Source organism: Paenibacillus phytorum, assembly GCF_013141715.1.
In the GTDB taxonomy this organism is placed as follows: domain Bacteria; phylum Bacillota; class Bacilli; order Paenibacillales; family NBRC-103111; genus Paenibacillus_E; species Paenibacillus_E phytorum.
Map to the genome: position 1 here is coordinate 42,561 of NZ_WHOA01000070.1, position 18,216 is coordinate 60,776.

The 18,216-nt window shown below is 42.6% G+C and carries 28 protein-coding genes; 26 read left to right on the top strand and 2 right to left on the bottom strand.

The features are described 5' to 3' along the window. Position 1: 1 nt before the first annotated feature. The 23 genes from rpsH to salA all read left to right on the top strand — a co-directional run bounded on the left by rpsH (position 2) and on the right by salA (position 14,472). Positions 2–400, top strand: a complete 399-nt coding sequence (rpsH, locus tag GC098_RS09110; protein WP_029196454.1) for a 30S ribosomal protein S8 — start codon at positions 2–4, stop codon at positions 398–400. Positions 401–429: 29 nt separating this feature from the next. Then, entirely contained in the window at positions 430–972 is a 543-nt protein-coding gene (gene rplF / locus GC098_RS09115; RefSeq protein WP_047683181.1) for a 50S ribosomal protein L6, read from the top strand. A gap of 101 nt (positions 973–1,073) precedes the next feature. Next, the gene (gene rplR / locus GC098_RS09120) at positions 1,074–1,442 is read left to right on the top strand and encodes a 50S ribosomal protein L18 (RefSeq protein WP_057304266.1); all 369 of its coding nucleotides are present in this window, start codon (positions 1,074–1,076) and stop codon (positions 1,440–1,442) included. A gap of 28 nt (positions 1,443–1,470) precedes the next feature. Further along, entirely contained in the window at positions 1,471–1,968 is a 498-nt protein-coding gene (gene rpsE / locus GC098_RS09125; RefSeq protein ID WP_029196451.1) for a 30S ribosomal protein S5, read from the top strand. Between the two features lie 11 nt (positions 1,969–1,979). Further along, positions 1,980–2,168, top strand: coding sequence for a 50S ribosomal protein L30 (gene rpmD / locus GC098_RS09130; RefSeq protein WP_029196450.1), 189 nt, complete (start codon positions 1,980–1,982; stop codon positions 2,166–2,168). Positions 2,169–2,204: 36 nt separating this feature from the next. Next, the gene (gene rplO / locus GC098_RS09135) at positions 2,205–2,645 is read left to right on the top strand and encodes a 50S ribosomal protein L15 (RefSeq protein ID WP_029196449.1); all 441 of its coding nucleotides are present in this window, start codon (positions 2,205–2,207) and stop codon (positions 2,643–2,645) included. Beyond that, on the top strand, positions 2,645–3,949 hold the full coding sequence (secY, locus tag GC098_RS09140; protein WP_171642882.1) for a preprotein translocase subunit SecY: 1,305 nt from the start codon (positions 2,645–2,647) through the stop codon (positions 3,947–3,949). The genes rplO and secY overlap by 1 nt, the downstream gene beginning before the upstream one ends. An 85-nt stretch (positions 3,950–4,034) precedes the next feature. Further along, positions 4,035–4,685, top strand: coding sequence for an adenylate kinase (locus GC098_RS09145; protein WP_029196447.1), 651 nt, complete (start codon positions 4,035–4,037; stop codon positions 4,683–4,685). Then, positions 4,685–5,437: a type I methionyl aminopeptidase gene (gene map / locus GC098_RS09150; protein ID WP_056834166.1), complete on the top strand. Its 753-nt coding sequence runs from the start codon at positions 4,685–4,687 to the stop codon at positions 5,435–5,437. The genes GC098_RS09145 and map overlap by 1 nt, the downstream gene beginning before the upstream one ends. A gap of 10 nt (positions 5,438–5,447) precedes the next feature. Continuing rightward, positions 5,448–5,741: a KOW domain-containing RNA-binding protein gene (locus GC098_RS09155; protein WP_171642883.1), complete on the top strand. Its 294-nt coding sequence runs from the start codon at positions 5,448–5,450 to the stop codon at positions 5,739–5,741. A gap of 16 nt (positions 5,742–5,757) precedes the next feature. Next, positions 5,758–5,976 (top strand): translation initiation factor IF-1, encoded by a 219-nt coding sequence (infA, locus tag GC098_RS09160; protein WP_009676800.1) that lies wholly within the window; start codon positions 5,758–5,760, stop codon positions 5,974–5,976. Positions 5,977–6,083: 107 nt separating this feature from the next. Continuing rightward, positions 6,084–6,197 carry a 50S ribosomal protein L36 gene (gene rpmJ, locus GC098_RS09165; RefSeq protein ID WP_003333770.1) on the top strand — a complete coding sequence of 38 codons (114 nt, stop codon included), beginning with the start codon at positions 6,084–6,086 and terminating at the stop codon, positions 6,195–6,197. Positions 6,198–6,216: 19 nt separating this feature from the next. Further along, entirely contained in the window at positions 6,217–6,585 is a 369-nt protein-coding gene (rpsM, locus tag GC098_RS09170) for a 30S ribosomal protein S13 (RefSeq protein WP_028557471.1), read from the top strand. 18 nt (positions 6,586–6,603) lie between these two features. After that, positions 6,604–6,999 carry a 30S ribosomal protein S11 gene (gene rpsK, locus GC098_RS09175; protein ID WP_028557470.1) on the top strand — a complete coding sequence of 132 codons (396 nt, stop codon included), beginning with the start codon at positions 6,604–6,606 and terminating at the stop codon, positions 6,997–6,999. Between the two features lie 126 nt (positions 7,000–7,125). Next, positions 7,126–8,070: a DNA-directed RNA polymerase subunit alpha gene (locus GC098_RS09180; RefSeq protein WP_028557469.1), complete on the top strand. Its 945-nt coding sequence runs from the start codon at positions 7,126–7,128 to the stop codon at positions 8,068–8,070. Between the two features lie 24 nt (positions 8,071–8,094). Further along, a complete protein-coding gene (gene rplQ / locus GC098_RS09185; RefSeq protein WP_057304263.1) occupies positions 8,095–8,460 on the top strand; it encodes a 50S ribosomal protein L17 in 366 nt (121 codons plus the stop codon). A 137-nt stretch (positions 8,461–8,597) separates the two neighbouring features. Further along, on the top strand, positions 8,598–9,359 hold the full coding sequence (truA, locus tag GC098_RS09190; RefSeq protein WP_171642884.1) for a tRNA pseudouridine(38-40) synthase TruA: 762 nt from the start codon (positions 8,598–8,600) through the stop codon (positions 9,357–9,359). 172 nt (positions 9,360–9,531) lie between these two features. Next, on the top strand, positions 9,532–9,969 hold the full coding sequence (gene rplM, locus GC098_RS09195) for a 50S ribosomal protein L13 (protein WP_029196440.1): 438 nt from the start codon (positions 9,532–9,534) through the stop codon (positions 9,967–9,969). Positions 9,970–9,987: 18 nt separating this feature from the next. Continuing rightward, entirely contained in the window at positions 9,988–10,380 is a 393-nt protein-coding gene (rpsI, locus tag GC098_RS09200) for a 30S ribosomal protein S9 (protein WP_029196439.1), read from the top strand. Positions 10,381–10,603: 223 nt separating this feature from the next. Next, positions 10,604–11,296, top strand: coding sequence for a phosphoadenylyl-sulfate reductase (locus tag GC098_RS09205; RefSeq protein WP_171642885.1), 693 nt, complete (start codon positions 10,604–10,606; stop codon positions 11,294–11,296). A 27-nt stretch (positions 11,297–11,323) separates the two neighbouring features. After that, positions 11,324–12,496, top strand: coding sequence for a sulfate adenylyltransferase (gene sat / locus GC098_RS09210; RefSeq protein ID WP_171642886.1), 1,173 nt, complete (start codon positions 11,324–11,326; stop codon positions 12,494–12,496). A 71-nt stretch (positions 12,497–12,567) separates the two neighbouring features. Then, positions 12,568–13,323 carry an N-acetylmuramoyl-L-alanine amidase CwlD gene (gene cwlD / locus GC098_RS09215; RefSeq protein WP_171642887.1) on the top strand — a complete coding sequence of 252 codons (756 nt, stop codon included), beginning with the start codon at positions 12,568–12,570 and terminating at the stop codon, positions 13,321–13,323. A gap of 60 nt (positions 13,324–13,383) precedes the next feature. Then, positions 13,384–14,472: an iron-sulfur carrier protein/transcriptional regulator SalA gene (gene salA / locus GC098_RS09220; RefSeq protein ID WP_171642888.1), complete on the top strand. Its 1,089-nt coding sequence runs from the start codon at positions 13,384–13,386 to the stop codon at positions 14,470–14,472. A 47-nt stretch (positions 14,473–14,519) separates the two neighbouring features. Here salA and gerD read toward each other — a convergent pair whose 3' ends face one another. Continuing rightward, complete coding sequence (gene gerD / locus GC098_RS09225; protein ID WP_171642889.1) at positions 14,520–15,311, bottom strand: spore germination lipoprotein GerD; 792 nt, start codon at positions 15,309–15,311, stop codon at positions 14,520–14,522. Positions 15,312–15,449: 138 nt separating this feature from the next. On the opposite strand from gerD, the gene GC098_RS09230 reads away from it, so the two are divergent. Then, a complete protein-coding gene (locus GC098_RS09230; protein WP_171642890.1) occupies positions 15,450–16,046 on the top strand; it encodes a KinB-signaling pathway activation protein in 597 nt (198 codons plus the stop codon). A gap of 36 nt (positions 16,047–16,082) precedes the next feature. Here the strand turns inward: GC098_RS09230 and pdaB are convergent, their stop codons facing one another. Next, positions 16,083–16,865 (bottom strand): polysaccharide deacetylase family sporulation protein PdaB, encoded by a 783-nt coding sequence (pdaB, locus tag GC098_RS09235; RefSeq protein WP_171642891.1) that lies wholly within the window; start codon positions 16,863–16,865, stop codon positions 16,083–16,085. Positions 16,866–16,978: 113 nt separating this feature from the next. On the opposite strand from pdaB, the gene GC098_RS09240 reads away from it, so the two are divergent. Both GC098_RS09240 and GC098_RS09245 read left to right on the top strand, forming a co-directional pair. Further along, the gene (locus GC098_RS09240) at positions 16,979–17,590 is read left to right on the top strand and encodes a stage II sporulation protein M (protein WP_171642892.1); all 612 of its coding nucleotides are present in this window, start codon (positions 16,979–16,981) and stop codon (positions 17,588–17,590) included. 151 nt (positions 17,591–17,741) lie between these two features. Further along, complete coding sequence (locus tag GC098_RS09245; protein WP_029196431.1) at positions 17,742–17,972, top strand: regulator of G-protein signaling domain-containing protein; 231 nt, start codon at positions 17,742–17,744, stop codon at positions 17,970–17,972. Positions 17,973–18,216 lie beyond the last annotated feature (244 nt).

Sequence of the window (18,216 nt, forward strand, 5' to 3'; positions counted from 1 at the left end):
AATGGTCATGTCAGATCCAATTGCAGATATGCTAACTCGCATTCGTAATGCGAATATCGTACGTCATGAAACAGTTGAAATTCCCGCGTCAAAAGTGAAGAGGGAAATCGCTGAAATCCTTAAAAAAGAAGGATTTATCCGTGACGCTGAGTACGTTGAAGATAGCAAACAAGGTATCATTCGTTTGTTCCTGAAATACGGTTCAAACAATGAGCGTGTTATCTCCGGTTTGAAAAGAATTTCCAAACCAGGTCTACGCGTTTACACTAAATCACAAGAAATCCCTCGTGTATTGGGCGGATTAGGGATTGCCATCATCTCCACATCTAAAGGAGTTATGACGGATAAAGATGCTCGTCAATCCAAAGCTGGCGGAGAGGTTATCTGCTACGTTTGGTAATACAATTGTAATTGAATGGAGGTGCAAACATGTCTCGTATTGGTCGTAAGCCAATCACCATTCCAAGTGGTGTAAATGTAACACTAGACAATACTCAAATCACGGTTAAAGGCCCTAAAGGTTCTTTGTCCCGTGAACTTCATAAAGATATGAAAGTAAATGTTCTAGAGAACGAGATTTCCGTTGAGCGTCCTTCCGATAACAAACTCCACCGTTCCCTGCATGGTACAACACGTAGTGTTGTTGCCAACATGGTAAGTGGCGTAACGGAAGGTTTCACGAAATCTTTGGATCTAGTTGGCGTTGGTTACCGTGCTAACAAGAGCGGCGACAAATTAGTTCTCAACGTTGGGTACTCCCATCCAGTTGAAATCACTCCTGAAAACGGCATTGAGTTCGATGTTCCAACGAACACGAAAATCATCGTTAAAGGTATTGATAAAGAATTAGTAGGCGCTATGGCAGCTAAAGTTCGTTCCGTACGTGAGCCAGAGCCGTATAAAGGTAAAGGTATCAAGTATGAAGGCGAACGTATTCTTCGTAAAGAAGGTAAAGCTGGTAAGAAGAAATAAGATCGTTAGATCGCGGGTAATAGCTAAGAGTTTTCGAATGAAAACTTGCTACGTAAGCATAAGCCTCGCATCATAAGATGATGAAAGGAGTGTAAGTATAGATGATTACTAAAAGCGATAAAAATAAAGCTCGTTTGAAAAGACATCTTCGTGTTCGTAAGAAAATCGAAGGTACAACTGTTCGTCCGCGCTTAAACATATTCCGCTCTTCCAAACACATGTATGCTCAACTTATCGATGATACAACGGGTATTACAATCGTTGCTGCATCGACTCAAGATAAAGAACTGAAAAGTGATATTGGTAATGGCGGTAACGTTGAAGCTGCTCGTAAAGTTGGCGCATTAATCGCTCAACGCGCGAAAGAAAAAGGTTTAGACAAAGTGGTATTTGACCGCGGTGGATACCTTTATCATGGACGTGTTCAAGCATTAGCTGACGCAGCTCGTGAAGCTGGACTTGAATTCTAGGAAAAACATATATAAGGAGGTAAAAGACTTGCGTGTAGATCCTAATACTTTAGAGCTAACAGAAAAAGTTGTTAATATTAATCGCGTAGCTAAAGTAGTAAAAGGCGGACGTCGTTTCAGCTTCAGCGCACTTGTTGTCGTTGGCGATGGCAATGGCTGGGTTGGCGCAGGAATCGGTAAAGCTTCCGAAGTTCCTGATGCAATCCGCAAAGGCATTGAAGATGCGAAAAAGAACTTGATTCATGTTCCTATCGTAGGCACTTCGATTCCTCACCTTGTAACAGGTAAGTTTGGTGCAGGACGCGTTCTGCTAAAACCAGCTTCCCAAGGTACAGGAGTTATCGCTGGAGGACCAGTTCGTGCAGTACTTGAACTTGCTGGTATCGGCGATATCTTGACAAAATCCCTTGGTTCATCGAACTCCATGAACATGGTTAACGCAACGCTTGAAGGCTTAAGCCGCTTGAAAAAAGCGGAAGAAGTTGCAAAGCTTCGCGGTAAAACAGTTCAAGAGCTATTAGGTTAGGAGGGGTAAACATGGCGAAACAATTACAAATTACCCTAAAACGCAGCCTGATTGGCCGCCCTGAAACACAACGCGTTACTGTGAAAACACTTGGTCTTCGCAAGATGCACCAAACTGTTCTTCATCAAGATAATGCTGCGATCAGAGGCATGGTTAATCAAGTGAGCCATTTGGTAGAAGTTAAAGAAATCGAAGCATAGTAGCAAGATATTAAGATCTAGAGGAGGTGTGCAACGATGAAGTTACATGAGCTAAGTTCTGCTACTGGTTCTCGTCACACTCGTAAACGTGTTGGCCGTGGTACAAGTAGCGGCATGGGTAAAACATCAACTCGCGGACATAAAGGTCAAAACGCACGTTCCGGTGGAGGCGTTCGTCCTGGATTCGAGGGTGGACAAAACCCGTTATACCGTCGTTTACCTAAACGTGGTTTCACGAATCGTTTCCGTACGGAATACGCAATCGTAAACCTTGAAGATTTGAACAATTTCGCAGCTGGTACCGAAGTTACTCCACAAGTATTAATGGAGACTGGTATTGTTAAAGCTCCTAAAGATGGTATCAAGATTTTAGGAAACGGTGAAATCACAGTAAAATTAACCGTTAAAGCGAATAAGTTCTCTCAATCAGCGATTGAGAAAATCCAAGCTGCCGGCGGTCAAACCGAGGTGATTTAATGTTTAATACCATAGCCAACATCTTCAAAGTAGAAGATTTACGCAGAAGAATTTTCTTTACACTCATCTTGCTAATCGTCTACCGCTTAGGTGCCTTTATTCCAGTGCCTAACATAAATACGGCTGTTCTGAAACTTCAAGACCAAGCGAATCAGAGTGATGTCTTTGGTTTGCTTAACACGTTTTCTGGCGGTGCGCTCTTCCAATTTTCCCTCTTCGCGATGGGGATTACGCCTTACATCACTGCTTCTATCATTGTTCAGCTTTTGTCCATGGATGTAATTCCACGCTTTGCGCAATGGGCAAAAGAAGGCGATGTCGGAAGAAAGAAAATGACACAAGTTACTCGTTACGGTACGATTATTCTAGGTGTGATTCAAGCTTTTGGACTTTCAATTGGGTTTAACCGTTTGTATAGCGGACTCGTGATTGATCCAGGTGTCACAACCTTTGCTCTAATCGCTCTTGTACTGACAGCTGGTACAGCTTTCTTGATGTGGCTCGGTGAGCAAATCACGGAATATGGGATTGGAAACGGTATTTCCATTATCATCTTTGCTGGTATCGTCGCGGCGATTCCAACAAGTATTCAACAAATTTACAAAACACTTTTTGCGACCGAAGGAGCTTTGTTCCTGAATATCGTGAAACTGATCATTATTGCTTTGGTTGTTATACTGATTATTGCCGGGGTCATATTCGTGCAGCAAGGTATCCGTAAGATACCTGTACAATATGCGAAACGGGTAGTTGGTCGTAAAATGTATGGTGGTCAAACCACTCACATTCCTCTTAAAGTGAATGCGGCTGGTGTAATCCCTGTAATCTTTGCACTATCGTTATTGATGTTCCCTCCTACCATTGCTAGTTACTGGCGAGGTAATGTTGTTGCAGAATGGATAATTAACAATTTAAGTATTAACCAAACTGCACCACTAGCGATTGTACTATACGTACTGCTGATTATAGGATTCACATACTTTTATACCTTCGTACAAATTAATCCAGTTCAAATGGCTGACCAGATGAAGAAAAATGGTGGCTACATACCAGGTATTAGACCCGGTAAGACAACATCGACTTATCTGACACGCGTAATGACTAGAATTACTCTTTCTGGAGCTTTGTTTCTCTCAGCGATCTCCATTCTTCCAATGCTATTCGGAGGACTTGCCGGTTTGCCTAGTTCGGTTCGGATTGGTGGTACATCTTTACTTATCGTAGTAGGCGTTGGTCTTGAGACGATGAAACAAATCGAGAGCCAATTGATTAAGCGTCATTACAAAGGGTTTATCAATAAATAGCTAATAGGTTCTGATGGGGCAATATCTGCGACATCGGCACCTATTGTGCTGTTCGTAATGCCGAGTGCGATGGGAGGTTTTAAATGTGAACGTAATTTTTATGGGGCCTCCTGGTGCAGGCAAAGGTACGCAAGCTGAAAAAATCGTTAACGAATTTCAAATTCCTCATATCTCGACTGGAGATGCTTTTCGCTTGGCGATGAGTCAAGGAACACCACTTGGTGTTGAGGCCAAAGGTTATGTGGATAAGGGACTTCTGGTTCCTGATGAAATAACGAACGGTATTGTGAGAGAGCGTCTTGCCCAACCGGATTGCGATAAAGGGTTTTTGCTTGACGGTTTCCCAAGAACTGTTGCTCAAGCAGATGCATTGTCTGAAATCGTAGATTCATTAGGTAAGAAGATTGAAGTAGTTATCAATCTTTCCGTTGATCGCAGTTTCTTGCTTGCAAGACTAACTGGCCGAAGAATTTGTAAATCCTGTGGTTCTACGTATCATGTAATCTTCAACCCACCAAAGCAAGAAGGCGTATGCGATAAATGTTCGGGTGAGTTGTACCAACGGTCTGATGATACGGAAGAGAAAGTCGGAACGCGTTTGGATGAATACATCAATAAAACGGCTCCGCTGCTGGATTACTACCAAAAGAGGGAATTATTGCGTGAGGTTAACGGGGAACAAGACATTCATGCGGTAACCGAACAAATTAGCTCACTGCTACGAGGTCTAGCGTAATGATCATTTGTAAGTCCGAGGTTGAACTAGACCTAATGCGAGAAGCCGGTCGTATCGTAGCCGAAACGCACCGCTTATTGGCAAGGGCGATTCGTCCGAACATTACAACGAAAGAACTTGATCAGATCGCAGAGGAATTCATTCGCAGTCAGGGAGCGATTCCATCTTTTAAAGGCTACAACGGTTTTCCTGGAAGCATTTGTGCTTCAGTCAACGAAGAATTAGTTCATGGTATTCCTGGTCCAAGAAAGCTGACTGAGGGCGATATTATCAGTATAGATATTGGTGCTCAGTATAAAGGTTATCATGGAGATTCTGCTTGGACGTATCCTGTCGGTGAAATTTCTGAAACAGCTAGGCGTTTGTTAGCTGTGACAGAACAATCACTGTATCGAGGCATAGCAGAAGCTAAACCGGATGCTAGACTCTACACGTTGTCGCATGCAATCCAAACTTGTATTGAAGACGCAGGCTTCTCCGTGGTTATAGAGTATGTCGGTCACGGTATCGGAACGGATCTTCACGAAGAACCACAAATTCCGAATTATGGTGTACCTGACAAAGGTCCTCGTCTCAAACCAGGCATGGTCCTAGCCATTGAACCGATGGTGGTCGTTGGCGAAAGATTTGTCCAAACACTCGAAGACGATTGGACTGTAGTCACTGCGGATCGGACCCTATGTGCTCATTTTGAACATACGATTGCAATTACGGCAGCCGGTTATGAAATATTAACTTTGCCTAGATCGTAGGTGATGATGAATGGATAGCAAGATTCCGAAGGTGGGTCAAATCGTAAAGGTGCTTCGCGGTCGAGATCCCGGAGAATATGCGGTCGTAATTGGAATTGTCGATCATCGCTTTGTCTGGCTTGCCGACGGTGATAGTCGCAAATTCGATCAACCGAAGAAGAAGAACATGAATCATCTTCAGTTACAAGAAACGATTAGCAGTGAAGTGGAGTCAAGCATTAGGGAAACAGGTCGTGTTACTAATGGAAAGTTGCGCTTCGCAATTGCCAAATTCGTTGAACTTATGCAAGATGAAGCACAATAGAGAAAGGAGAATGACTGTGGCCAAAGAAGATGTAATTGAAGTAGAAGGTACAGTGATTGAACCTCTTCCGAATGCAATGTTTAAGGTTGAATTGGAAAATGGTCATAAAATCCTAGCCCATGTATCCGGTAAGATCAGAATGCATTTTATCCGCATTTTGCCTGGAGATAAGGTTACCGTAGAATTATCGCCTTATGATTTAACAAGAGGCCGTATAACCTACCGTTTTAAATAAATGTTCGGCTTACATGTAAGTTACTCTCTCAAGGCGTATGCTTACGAAGCAAGTTTTCTAACAGAAAACGCAACATGGTTGCTTACGATGATAAGGAGGGCTTAAAAATGAAAGTTAGACCGTCAGTAAAACCGATTTGCGAAAAATGCAAAGTTATTCGCCGTAAAGGTAATGTAATGGTTATTTGTGAAAATCCTAAGCACAAACAAAAACAAGGTTAAAAGGAGGTGCAATCTGTAGATGGCACGTTTAGCTGGAGTTGACTTACCTCGTGACAAACGAGTTGTAATCGCGTTAACTTACATTTTCGGTATCGGCACTACAACTGCTCAGAAAATCATTGCTTCCACAGGTATCGACGCTAGTACTCGCGTTCGTGACTTGACTGAAGATGAAGTGAGCAAGATCCGTGATGTAATTGACAAAACCCTTAAAGTAGAAGGCGACCTTCGCCGCGAAATTTCCCTAAACATCAAACGTCTAATCGAAATCGGATCCTACCGTGGTCTTCGTCACCGCCGTGGTCTTCCTGTTCGTGGACAACGTACTAAAACTAATGCTCGTACACGTAAAGGTCCTCGTCGTACGGTAGCTAATAAGAAGAAATAATAAAGGGGGTTAGAGCTAATGGCAAAACCTAAAAAAGTCGTCCGTACGAAACGTCGTGACCGGAAAAATATTGAGAGCGGTGTAGCACACATCCGTTCAACATTTAACAACACGATCGTAACGATCACGGATCCGCATGGTAACGCAATTTCCTGGGCAAGTTCAGGAAACCTTGGATTCAAAGGTTCCCGTAAAAGTACTCCTTTTGCGGCGCAAATGGCAGCTGAAAAAGCAGCTAAAGCAGCTATGGAGCACGGCTTGAAAACTGTTGAAGTAATGGTTAAAGGTCCAGGAGCTGGCCGCGAAGCAGCAATTCGTTCTTTGCAAGCAGCAGGTCTTGAAGTAAACCTGATTAAAGACGTGACTCCGGTTCCTCATAATGGCTGCCGTCCTCCAAAACGTCGTCGCGTATAATTCAGGATCACTTTGTAGTATAATTATCCTAAAATCGTGAATAATGGTTTGAAGGATAGGAATACTATGAAATTTTCAGGCGAAGTATCCAGAGGGAAACGACGTATTGAATGGAGGGTACATTTCATGATCGAAATCGAAAAGCCAAAAATAGAAACCGTAGCATTAAGTGAAGATGGCGCTTATGGTAGATTTATCATCGAGCCGTTGGAGCGTGGCTATGGTACAACCTTAGGTAACTCACTACGTCGTATCTTACTGTCCTCTTTACCGGGGGCAGCAGTAACCTCTGTCCAAATCGATGGCGTTTTACATGAGTTTTCAACGATTCCTGGCGTGCTTGAGGATGTAACGGAAATTATCCTCAACTTGAAAGGCCTATCGTTGAAAATTCACTCCGATGAGGAGAAAGTGCTTGAAATTGATGCAGAAGGGGAAGGTAATATTACTGCGGCAGATATTCGTGGTGATAGTGATGTGGAGATTCTTAACCCGGATCTGCATATCGCTACCTTATCTCCAGATGCGCGTCTTCATATGAGGATTCATGCGGGCAGAGGTCGCGGTTACGTCCAATCGGACAAAAATAAGCATGAAGAACAACCAATTGGTGTAATTCCAATTGATTCGATCTACACGCCTATTACCCGAGTAAACTATGCTATTGAGAATACTCGCGTCGGCCAAGTGACTAACTATGATAAGTTGACCCTCGAAGTGTGGACCGATGGAAGTATTAGACCAGAAGAAGCAGTGAGCTTGGGTGCCAAAATCTTAACAGAACATTTGAACTTGTTCGTCGGTTTGACGGATGAAGCGAAAGATGCTGAGATTATGGTAGAGAAGGAAGAAGATAAGAAAGAGAAAGTTCTGGAGATGACTATCGAGGAACTTGATCTATCTGTTCGTTCTTACAACTGTCTCAAGCGTGCAGGGATTAACACCGTACAAGAGCTGATTACCAAAACAGAAGAAGACATGATGAAAGTTCGGAACTTAGGCCGCAAATCACTTGAAGAAGTTCAAGAGAAGCTCGAAGAGCTGGGTTTGGGACTACGTACTGAGGAATAATCTTGTCAGAAGGAGGTTAATTCAATGAACTACAGAAAGTTGAACCGCGATTCCAGTAATCGTAAAGCATTATTCCGTGATCTGGTTACAGATCTGTTCATACATGAACGCATCCAAACTACAGAAGCAAAAGCAAAAGAAATTCGTTCCATCGCTGAGAAGTTAATCACTCTTGCGAAGCGCGGAGATCTTCACGCACGCCGTCAGGTTGCTGCTTTTGTTCGTAGAGAAGCTGCAAACGAGAATCAAGATGCGATTCAAAAACTGTTCTCCGATTTGGCTACTCGTTACTCCGAGCGTCCAGGTGGATACACTCGTATCCTTAAACTGGGACCACGCCGCGGTGACGCAGCACCAATGGTTTACCTAGAGCTAGTAGATCGCGCATAAAGACGGATGGGAAAGGGTGGACGGAATCATAGATTCTGGTGAAGCCCTTTTTTTGCAGTCTTAGCACGCTCTCTAGAAGTGAATTTAGCTAAGGCTAATCACTTAGATAGGAAGGATGACTCATGGAGGAACAAGCCTTGAGAAATCTACGCTTTACCATAAGTTATGATGGGACTGCTTATTCAGGTTTTCAGATTCAGCCTAAAGCAGACACGATTCAGTTCCGTTTAGAGCAGGCTGTTTTCATGTTGACTGGTGAGAAGGTGAAAGTCATCTCATCTGGGCGTACAGATGCCGGTGTACACGCGAAAGCACAAGTTATTAATTTCAGCACGAATTCAAAGATTCCAGTGGAACGTTGGTGTTTAGCTCTAAATGCTAGATTACCCAGAGATATCGTCGCACATACCGCGGAAGAAGTCCTTCCTTCCTTTCATTCTCGCAAAGCCGCGAAACGTAAAACTTACTGCTTTTCAATTCGCTCGGCGCGCTTCCCTGATGTCTTTCACCGCAACTATGAATACCATCATCCTACGCATTTGAATGTGGAAGCCATGAGAGAGGCGCTCCCTTGCTTGTTAGGTGAGCATGATTTTACTTCGTTTTGCACGGTGAGGACAGATAAGGAAGTAAAGGTGAGAACCCTCTACGAGGTTCGTCTGGAAACGGAAGCTGACGAGTTATCTACGACGGGGAAAATTGCCCGAATCCGATTAATCGTAACGGGTAATGGTTTCCTTTATAACATGGTTAGGATTATCGCAGGAACGCTAATTCAGATTGGTGAAGGCAAGAGACCCAGCAGCGATATGCAGCGGATTCTTGAAGCTAGAGACCGATCTCAAGCAGGTCCTACGGCCGAAGCTATGGGTTTAACGTTATGGAGAGTCGACTATTAAAAAGCTTAAAACACTACTTGCTTCTTATCGATGTTTCGTGTAAAATATAACTTGGCGTTTCGTGATCGGCTACCCCACAGCCCCTGATCACAAATGGCCGTCAACCATCCATCATTTATGTAAATTAACAATAATAATTATGTATTGAGATATATTTTTAGGAGGATTAAGCATGCGCACCACATATATGGCTAAGCCAAATGAAGTAGAGCGTAAATGGTACATTGTTGACGCTGCAGGCCAAACACTTGGCCGTCTTGCAAGTGAAGTTGCTAGCATTATCCGCGGTAAGCACAAACCGGAGTTCACTCCACACGTAGATACTGGCGATTTCGTTGTTGTTATCAATGCTTCCCAAATTAAGCTAACAGGTAAGAAAATGCAAAACAAAATGTACTACCGTCACTCTTTATACCAAGGTGGTTTAAAAGTGACTTCTGCTCAGGATTTGCTGAACAGCAAGCCTGATCGCATGATCGAATTTGCCGTACACGGTATGCTTCCTAAGAACCGTCTTGGCGACAGCTTGAAAACTAAGCTTAAAGTCTACGGTGGAGCAGAGCACCCGCACCAAGCACAACTACCAGAAGTCTGGAATCTTCGCGGTTAATATAAGGAGGAACGTTTCGTGGCACAAGTTCAATATTATGGAACGGGTCGTCGTAAACACTCGGTAGCGCGCGTGCGCTTAGTACCGGGTGAAGGACGCATCATTATCAATAAACGTGATCTAGATGAGTATTTCGGTCTAGAAACGTTGAAACTGATCGTTAAACAACCATTGACATTAACTGAGACTGTCGGTAAATACGATGTTCTAGTTCTTGCAAATGGTGGTGGAATCAGCGGACAAGCTGGAGCAATTCGTCACGGGATTTCCCGTGCATTGCTGAAAGCTGATCCGGAATACCGTGGATCCCTGAAAAAAGCAGGTTTCTTAACACGTGATTCCCGTATGAAAGAGCGTAAAAAATATGGATTGAAAGCCGCTCGTCGCGCTCCTCAATTCTCCAAACGTTAAGATTTTGCGCCTCTGGCGCTCAAGAGGAACCTTTCCTGCATTATGCTGGAAAGGTTTTTTCTTTTTGTACATAAAGAGATGCCTTGAGCCAACTAACAACATGGATTTAACGAAGTTAATACCAAAATGATAAAAAGTAATTGACACAAAGAAGAACTCAGCTATAATTAAATATAAATCATACAATAACAGTCGGGATTATAGACTTTAGGAGGTATTTACTATGAATCTCTTTGAAAAAGAAGCTTTTGTAACGAAAGCAGCTGAAGAATTCGAAAACCAATCACCAGAAGCGATATTGAAACTCGCCGTTGACACATTCTCAAGCCTAACGCTTGCTTGCAGTTTTGGTGCAGAAGATGTTGTGCTTGTTGATATGCTGCAAAAAATTAATCCGAATGTAGATATTTTTTACTTGGATACAAACGTTCATTTCGCTGAAACCTATGAAACAAGAGATCGCCTAGAACAGCATTATGGGACTAAATTCGTTCAGGTATTGCCAAAGCTTACACTTGATGAACAAGCTGAGAAATTTGGCGATGAGCTATGGAAAAGCGATGCAAACCAATGCTGCAACATTCGTAAAGTTGATCCGCTAACTGATATTCTTAAAAACTATGACGCATGGATCACGGGAATCCGCCGCGACCAAGCGCCTACTCGCGCAAATGCTAAAAAAGTGGAGTACGATGTTAAATTTGGTTTAATTAAATTCAATCCACTAGCAAGCTGGACATCCGAAGATGTATGGAATTACATTCGCGAGAATAATGTAATCTATAATCCGCTGCATGACCGTAATTACCCTAGCATCGGCTGCACGCACTGCACACGCCAAGTAGCAGAAGGAGAAGATCCACGCGCTGGTCGTTGGGCAAACATCGAGAAAACGGAATGCGGTCTTCATAAATAAGAAGCGAAATGATGGAGGTGCTAGTTAATGCCTACGATCAAACCGCATGGCGGCGAATTAATCAATCGATTGGTTCCCGCAGAACAAAGAGAAGAGCTGCTCAAACGCGCGGCGTCTTTGAAACATATCCGGGTAAATTCTTGGACGATTTCTGACCTGGATCTTATTGCAGTAGGAGCTTTCTCACCGCTTACCGGTTTTATGGATGAGGAAAACTACAACTCTGTAGTTGAAACTATGCGTCTGACGAATGGAACAGTATGGAGCATTCCAATTACGCTATCCATTGTTCGTGATGTTGCAGCTACCATCACGATCGGAGAGCAAGTAGCGCTTATTGGCGATGAGGATAACATTGTTTATGCCATTTTAGACACTACAAGTATCTACAAAGTTGACCAAACGAATGAAGCAGTTAAAGTCTTCAAAACGGATGACATGGCTCACCCAGGCGTAGATAAACTCTTCTCGCGTTCGTCTACGAATATTGGAGGACCGATCCAACTGCTAAATCGCCCTAAACCAAAGAAATTTGAAGAGTTTTACTTCGATCCATCGGAGACACGCCGTATTTTTGCCGAGAAAGGCTGGAAAACTGTCGTTGGTTTTCAAACACGTAATCCCGTCCACCGTGCACACGAATATATTCAAAAGTCAGCAATGGAAATCGTGGATGCTCTTTTCCTTAATCCGCTAGTAGGTGAGACCAAATCAGATGACATCTCTGCAGATGTTCGTATGAAAAGTTACTTGGTATTGCTCGAGAACTACTATCCGAAGGATCGAACTTTCTTAGGTGTATACCCGGCTGCTATGCGCTATGCAGGACCTCGTGAGGCGATTCTACACGCAATTGTGCGTAGAAACTATGGATGTACGCATTTCATCGTAGGACGCGATCACGCGGGTGTTGGCGACTACTACGGCACGTATGAAGCGCAAGAGATTTTTAGTAATTTTACGGCAGAAGAAATTGGGATTACTCCACTATTCTTTGAGCACAGCTTCTTCTGTACGAAATGTGGCAATATGGCATCTAGTAAAACTTGTCCGCATGATAAGTCCCACCATATGCATCTCTCCGGCACCAAGGTTCGTGGATTGCTTAGAGACGGTCAATGCCCGCCTCCGGAGTTCACACGTCCTGAGGTTGCTCAGGTTCTTATAGAAGGTCTAAGAGACCCTGAATATCAAGTTTAAGCAAGGTATATTTGTCCACCCTGTCCCATATAGATGTTACAGAGTCTATGGGGAACAGAGGTGGATTTTTTATGCGCAAAAGGAAGAAGAGGCTGGTCGTTTGGCTGACTTTTAACAGTAGTCTTAAGCTTGTTCTCTCGACCTTGCTGGTCGCACTTGTTGTCTTCATCTATGCCTATGAGCTGCCGGCAACGAAGACGTGGTCAGATTGGAATTTACCTTTGTCGGGTAAAACAATTGCTCTGGATGCGGGTCATGGCGGACCTGATGGTGGGGCTTCCAGCAAGGAAGGAGTTGTTGAGAAAGATATCAATTTAGCGATCACACTTCATATTCGTGATTATTTGCAGCAGGCGGGTGCGCTAGTCATTATGACAAGGGAAACGGATACCGATTTGGCTGAACCCGGCACAAAGGGCTATAGTAAAAGAAAGACACAAGATCTCCACAACCGTGCCGATCTCATCGATGAGAATAAGGCAGATTTGTTTCTCAGTGTCCACTTAAACAGCATACCTTCCCAGAAATGGAGAGGCGCACAAACGTTCTATTACCCGAATAATCCAAATAACCCTAATCTAGCCGCACTCATTCAGTTGGAATTAAAGAATAACTTAGAGAATACCGATCGTGTTGCCAAGCCGGCGGACAAGACTGTTTATTTATTAAAAACGCTAAAAATTCCGAGTGCTCTTGTAGAAGTGGGTTTCCTATCAAATCCAGAAGAAGCAAGACTGCTTGCAAGTGAGAAATATCAGAAGATGGTGGCAGCATCTGTTTATCGAGGTATCTTAAGATATTATGCTGGGGAAAAAGTGGGTTCCTAATCAAAATGTGTTATAATTAAGGCCACAATTACAATGTCCGAATAAAGGTGTGGTGTGGCTATGATAAACAAAGACCAACTATTAAAAGCGTTACAACCTCTTGTGGAACCTCATTACAATAAAAGCGTTGTGGATCTTAATTTAGTTAGAGATGTGATGTTTAAAGAAGATAACGTGTCTTTAAGCTTAATTGTCACGACCGAGGATGAGGCTTTCAAAGAAAAAGCGAAGGTTTATATTCAGCAAACTTTAGGAAAATTGGGTATTGCACAAGTACATATTCGTTTCAGACTCATGACTGATTATGAGCGTAATCAGATTAAAGATACGTCTCAACCGGCCGCAGAGAAACCAACCCAACCCATCCAACCACCGATTGAACAACCAATACTGGGAGAAGCCTCTACAGTTGAGTTTATAGCTGTTGCAAGTGGCAAAGGTGGTGTGGGTAAATCAACCGTGACTGTTAATTTAGCCGTTGCCTTGGCCCGCCAAGGGAAAAAGGTAGGGATCATTGACGCTGATATATACGGTTTCAGTATCCCTGATATGATGGGCATCGAAGAACAGCCGAAACTTGTTGATAATGTCATTATGCCAGTTGAGAAATTTGGTGTAAAAGTAATCTCTATGGGCTTCTTTGTTCAAGATAATGCGCCTGTTGTTTGGCGTGGTCCTATGCTAGGGAAAATGCTTCGCAATTTCTTCAATGAAGTCAATTGGGGAGATGTTGAATACATCCTTCTGGATCTTCCACCGGGAACGGGAGATGTAGCGCTAGACGTGCATCAGCTTATCCCGCAAAGTAAAGAAGTGATCGTTACAACACCGCATGCCACAGCAGCTTTCGTAGCCGCTAGAGCTGGAGCGATGGCCATTCAAACAAACCATGAAATTCTAGGTATTGTGGAGAACATGTCCTATTATGAATGCAAAGATGGCAGCATAGATTACGTATTCGGTAAGGGTGGTGGAGCTAAACTGGCGGAAGATTTGCATAGTGAATTATTAGCGCAGATTCCACTTGGAGCTCCCGACAATCATGTCTCGGAAATCGACTATTCACCGTCTGTCTACAAAGCAGACTCAAAAGCTGGACAAATCTATTTGGATATGGCTACAAATATCATTTCCAAATTGGAAAAATAATAGAAAGGGCATACGGAGAAATCCGCATGCCCTTTTTACATTCATATTTACGAATCCGAAGCGCTGGAGTCATCCTTTTTCTTTTCGCCATCTTGCTTTTGGGAGTCTCCCGAATCACTTTTCTGATCTTTCTTTTTGTCTCCTCCACTATCACCGCCGCTATCTCCCTTGCCGCCACTGTCCCCTTTATTTTGAGCACTCTTAGCCGTAGGCATCTGCTCGGGCTTACTTTGTTGGGCAATGGCTGCCTTAAGGAGGTCAACCATATGTGCACGGAATAAAGGACTTTGGATGGATTCTTCCATAACCGTCATCATTTGCTGGCGATAGGCTGCTGTTTTCATGACATCTAGCATCATCTTTTCATATTCCGGGTTTTTCATAACATCAACGAGTGATTTCTGATATTCTGGGTCCTTTAATAGCTCTTTGAACATCTGTTTGGTTTCTTTTTGGATAGCCTTAGCAAAATCACCGGCAAACTTAGGGTCTTTCATCATATCAGTGAGGAACATGTTATTCTCTTTTGCTGTGAGGACATCCTTCACAGCCATTTGCAATTGCAAAGATTCATTTGCAGACAAAAGTTTGATTTGAGATTGACCAGCTACACCATTGGCACCCACATCACCATTCATTATGCTTCGGTTAGCCGCACTGATTGCTTTCTTCCCATCCTCTGACTTCAAAATATCAAGTATCATGGTCTTTTGCTCTTTATATGTGTTAGCTTGAGATTGACCTTGACCTTTTGAACTATCTGATCCACATGAAGCGAGAAGTAAGGCGATAGAAATGAGTGGTAGGACTTGCAGCTTCCTGAACTTAGTTGTTAACATAAAAGCATGCTCCCTTCCCTAGCTTAATAGTTGTTAGTATGTGTGGTTCGGGATAGATTATAAGGGCCATTCATTGGCTTTTTACCGTAAACGTTGGTACAATTAACAATTAGAGTTGAAGTATGGGGGTAATTGATCTTGACGCTACGGAAGTGGTTTCACTTATTTTGGACAACATTGTTATTAGGAATGATTGTATCTATAGGGATTGGACTCATCTTACAATATTCCGACAAAGAATTTTCGGTTATGGGGTTATCGGCAGTAGGTTTTAATGTATTAAATATGTTGCTTGGTGGTGCGACAATAAGCGTTCTGAGCCAAATGGGCTTTTTTGCTTATCTGATTGTTAGGTTCATTGCTGCAGGTATCATTCGCTCCAAGACCGTATGGGATCTTTTACAATTGGCTGTCGTTATTGTTGTCTTATTTGATCTCGTATATTTGAGAATGACTAATTTTGAGGGCACAGAATCCGTTTTGAGCTACTCGATTTTACCTGCTATCATATTGGTAATTTCCATTGCAGTTGCGTATTGGAAGGTAAAGATGACGAATCGGAACGCTTTTATCCCGACATTGTTCTTTATGTGCGCTGTATCTGTCCTTGAAGCAGTACCTGCATTAAAGCTAGATAACGCAGCATCAAGTCTATTTATGTTGGCTCCGTTGCTTGTTTGTAATGCATGGCAAATTTTGATTCTACATAAAATATTGGATAACAAAAAGAGCTAATCTAATTAGCTCTTTTTTGAATCTGAGCATAGCTCATTAATGGATTTGTTTCATTGCCTGGTCTTCAACTGGTTTCGTCTCCACCTGGGTTTGTTTGATTAGCTCACTTACCGTAACGAATTCGTAACCCTTAGCTCTTAACTGCTCAATGATAACTGGTAAGGCCTCATGTGTCTGCTGAGAGGAATCGCTTGCGTGCAGTAAAACAATATCTCCTGGATGTGCTTTGGATACTACACGGTTAATGATGGTATCCACACCTTTGTTTAACCAGTCTTGAGAATCGGTATCCCATTGGATAACCGAATAACCTAAATCATCCGCAATTCGAAGCACCCGTTTGTCGAAGTCACCATTGGGAAGGCGGATTAGGTTCGGTTCTTTTCCGATCAATTCCGTTAAAATACCATGTGCTGTAGTAATTTGTTTGCGTATTTCTTCATCGCTTAGCGTACTATAATTATCATGTTTGTTGCCGTGACTGCCAATTTCGAAACCGTCCTTCTTGATATGCTCTACAATCTCTGGGTGACTCTTGCTCCACGGAGAGGATAAGAAGAAGGTGGCATCCTTCACACCTTTTTCCTTAAGAATTTTCAAAATAGGTTCAGCACGCTTCTCTCCCCATGAAATATCAAAGGTCAGGGCAATAACCTTTCTTTCGGTCTGCACGCTATAGATAGCGGAGGGCTCTGCATTGGAAAAGACGGATACATTACTTTGTTCGGAATAAACAATAGCGGCAGCGAAGACGATGGCAAGCGCGATAAACACATATTGTTTAAACTTACGACCATTTACAACGAAAAAGTAGTTCATGGATAGCTTGTACCTCCTCTAAGCCTTACATACGGGCAAGGCTTGTATACTCTTTAGTAAATAATGTATGCTCGTACACAGTACTTATGCTTCCGAAATTGGAGGGAACGAAAATGAAATTCCGACAACTGTTCCAACATTTTAAAGAAATGAAACATTATTTCATCGTCGTCGTTTTAGTTTTTGGGTTTAGTTTATATTTAGGTTGGGCGAATTCAGATCAGTTTTCTCACTTCTTAGAAGGGCAGATGAAGGGGCTCAAATCTTTAAGTCAATCTCTAAGCAGTAAGGATAATCCCCAATTATGGTTTTTTATTTTCATCTTTTTAAATAATGCGATAAAGTCTGTGGTCATTATCTTTCTTGGCCTATTACTAGGTATTCTGCCACTCTTTATGTTGATCGCTAACGGGATGATACTCGGATATGTACTTTCCTTACAAACGCATGAAAGCACATTGTCCGTCGTTCTGAAGGGGATTCTTCCGCATGGTATTATTGAAATTCCGGTCATATTAATTGCCTGTGCATATGGGCTTAAATTAGGTTTATTGGTCTGGAAATCCGGAGCGCAGCTCTTTGTACCTGATAAAGACAAAACCGCACGTGCGGAGCTGGTTAGAATACTCCATTTAACAAAGCCATTAATCGTATCCATTGTTGTGCTTTTGCTCGTCGCGGCAATTATTGAAAGCACACTTACATACTGGTTGGTTCATTTGTAAAATATTTTCAGAACTTCTGTCATAAAAATGGCAAAATCTGAGCATAACAGTAAAACGGTAAGAAGAGCGGGCCGAATAAGGGTCGGCTCTTCTTTCAATCAAACTGTAAGTGCCATAAATCTCTACAGTCGAGAGGGGTTTGGATGGATGTATGCTCGGATTTTTGTTCAATGATCGGGAATGCAGAGAGTTGGATTATGTACTTCGCAAAGAATTAGATGAAATGTTGTTCGATCTCAATGACAAAAGAATTGATCAAGAGATTAAAGGGGCCATAGAATCCAGATATAAAGTGATATTCCGGATGTATGCTCGGATAGCGACGCCAAAGGAAATATCAAAGTATGCAAGAAATCGTAACTATCAAGCTCAAAAAAAATAGGGGGTAGGTGCTTGACTTACCCTCTCATCCTATGGTATTTTATAACTCGCCCCTTCGAAAAGAAGGACAAGAAGTTGATTGAAGAAGATGACTTTCATAATTCTTCAAAAAAAGTACTTGCAATCTTCTAGGTCGATGTGGTATATTAAAAAAGTCGCCGCTAAACGGATGGCGAAGAAATAAGAATGAAATTGATCTTTGAAAACTGAACAACGAGTGAGTAAGCATGGACGAGAAATCGTTC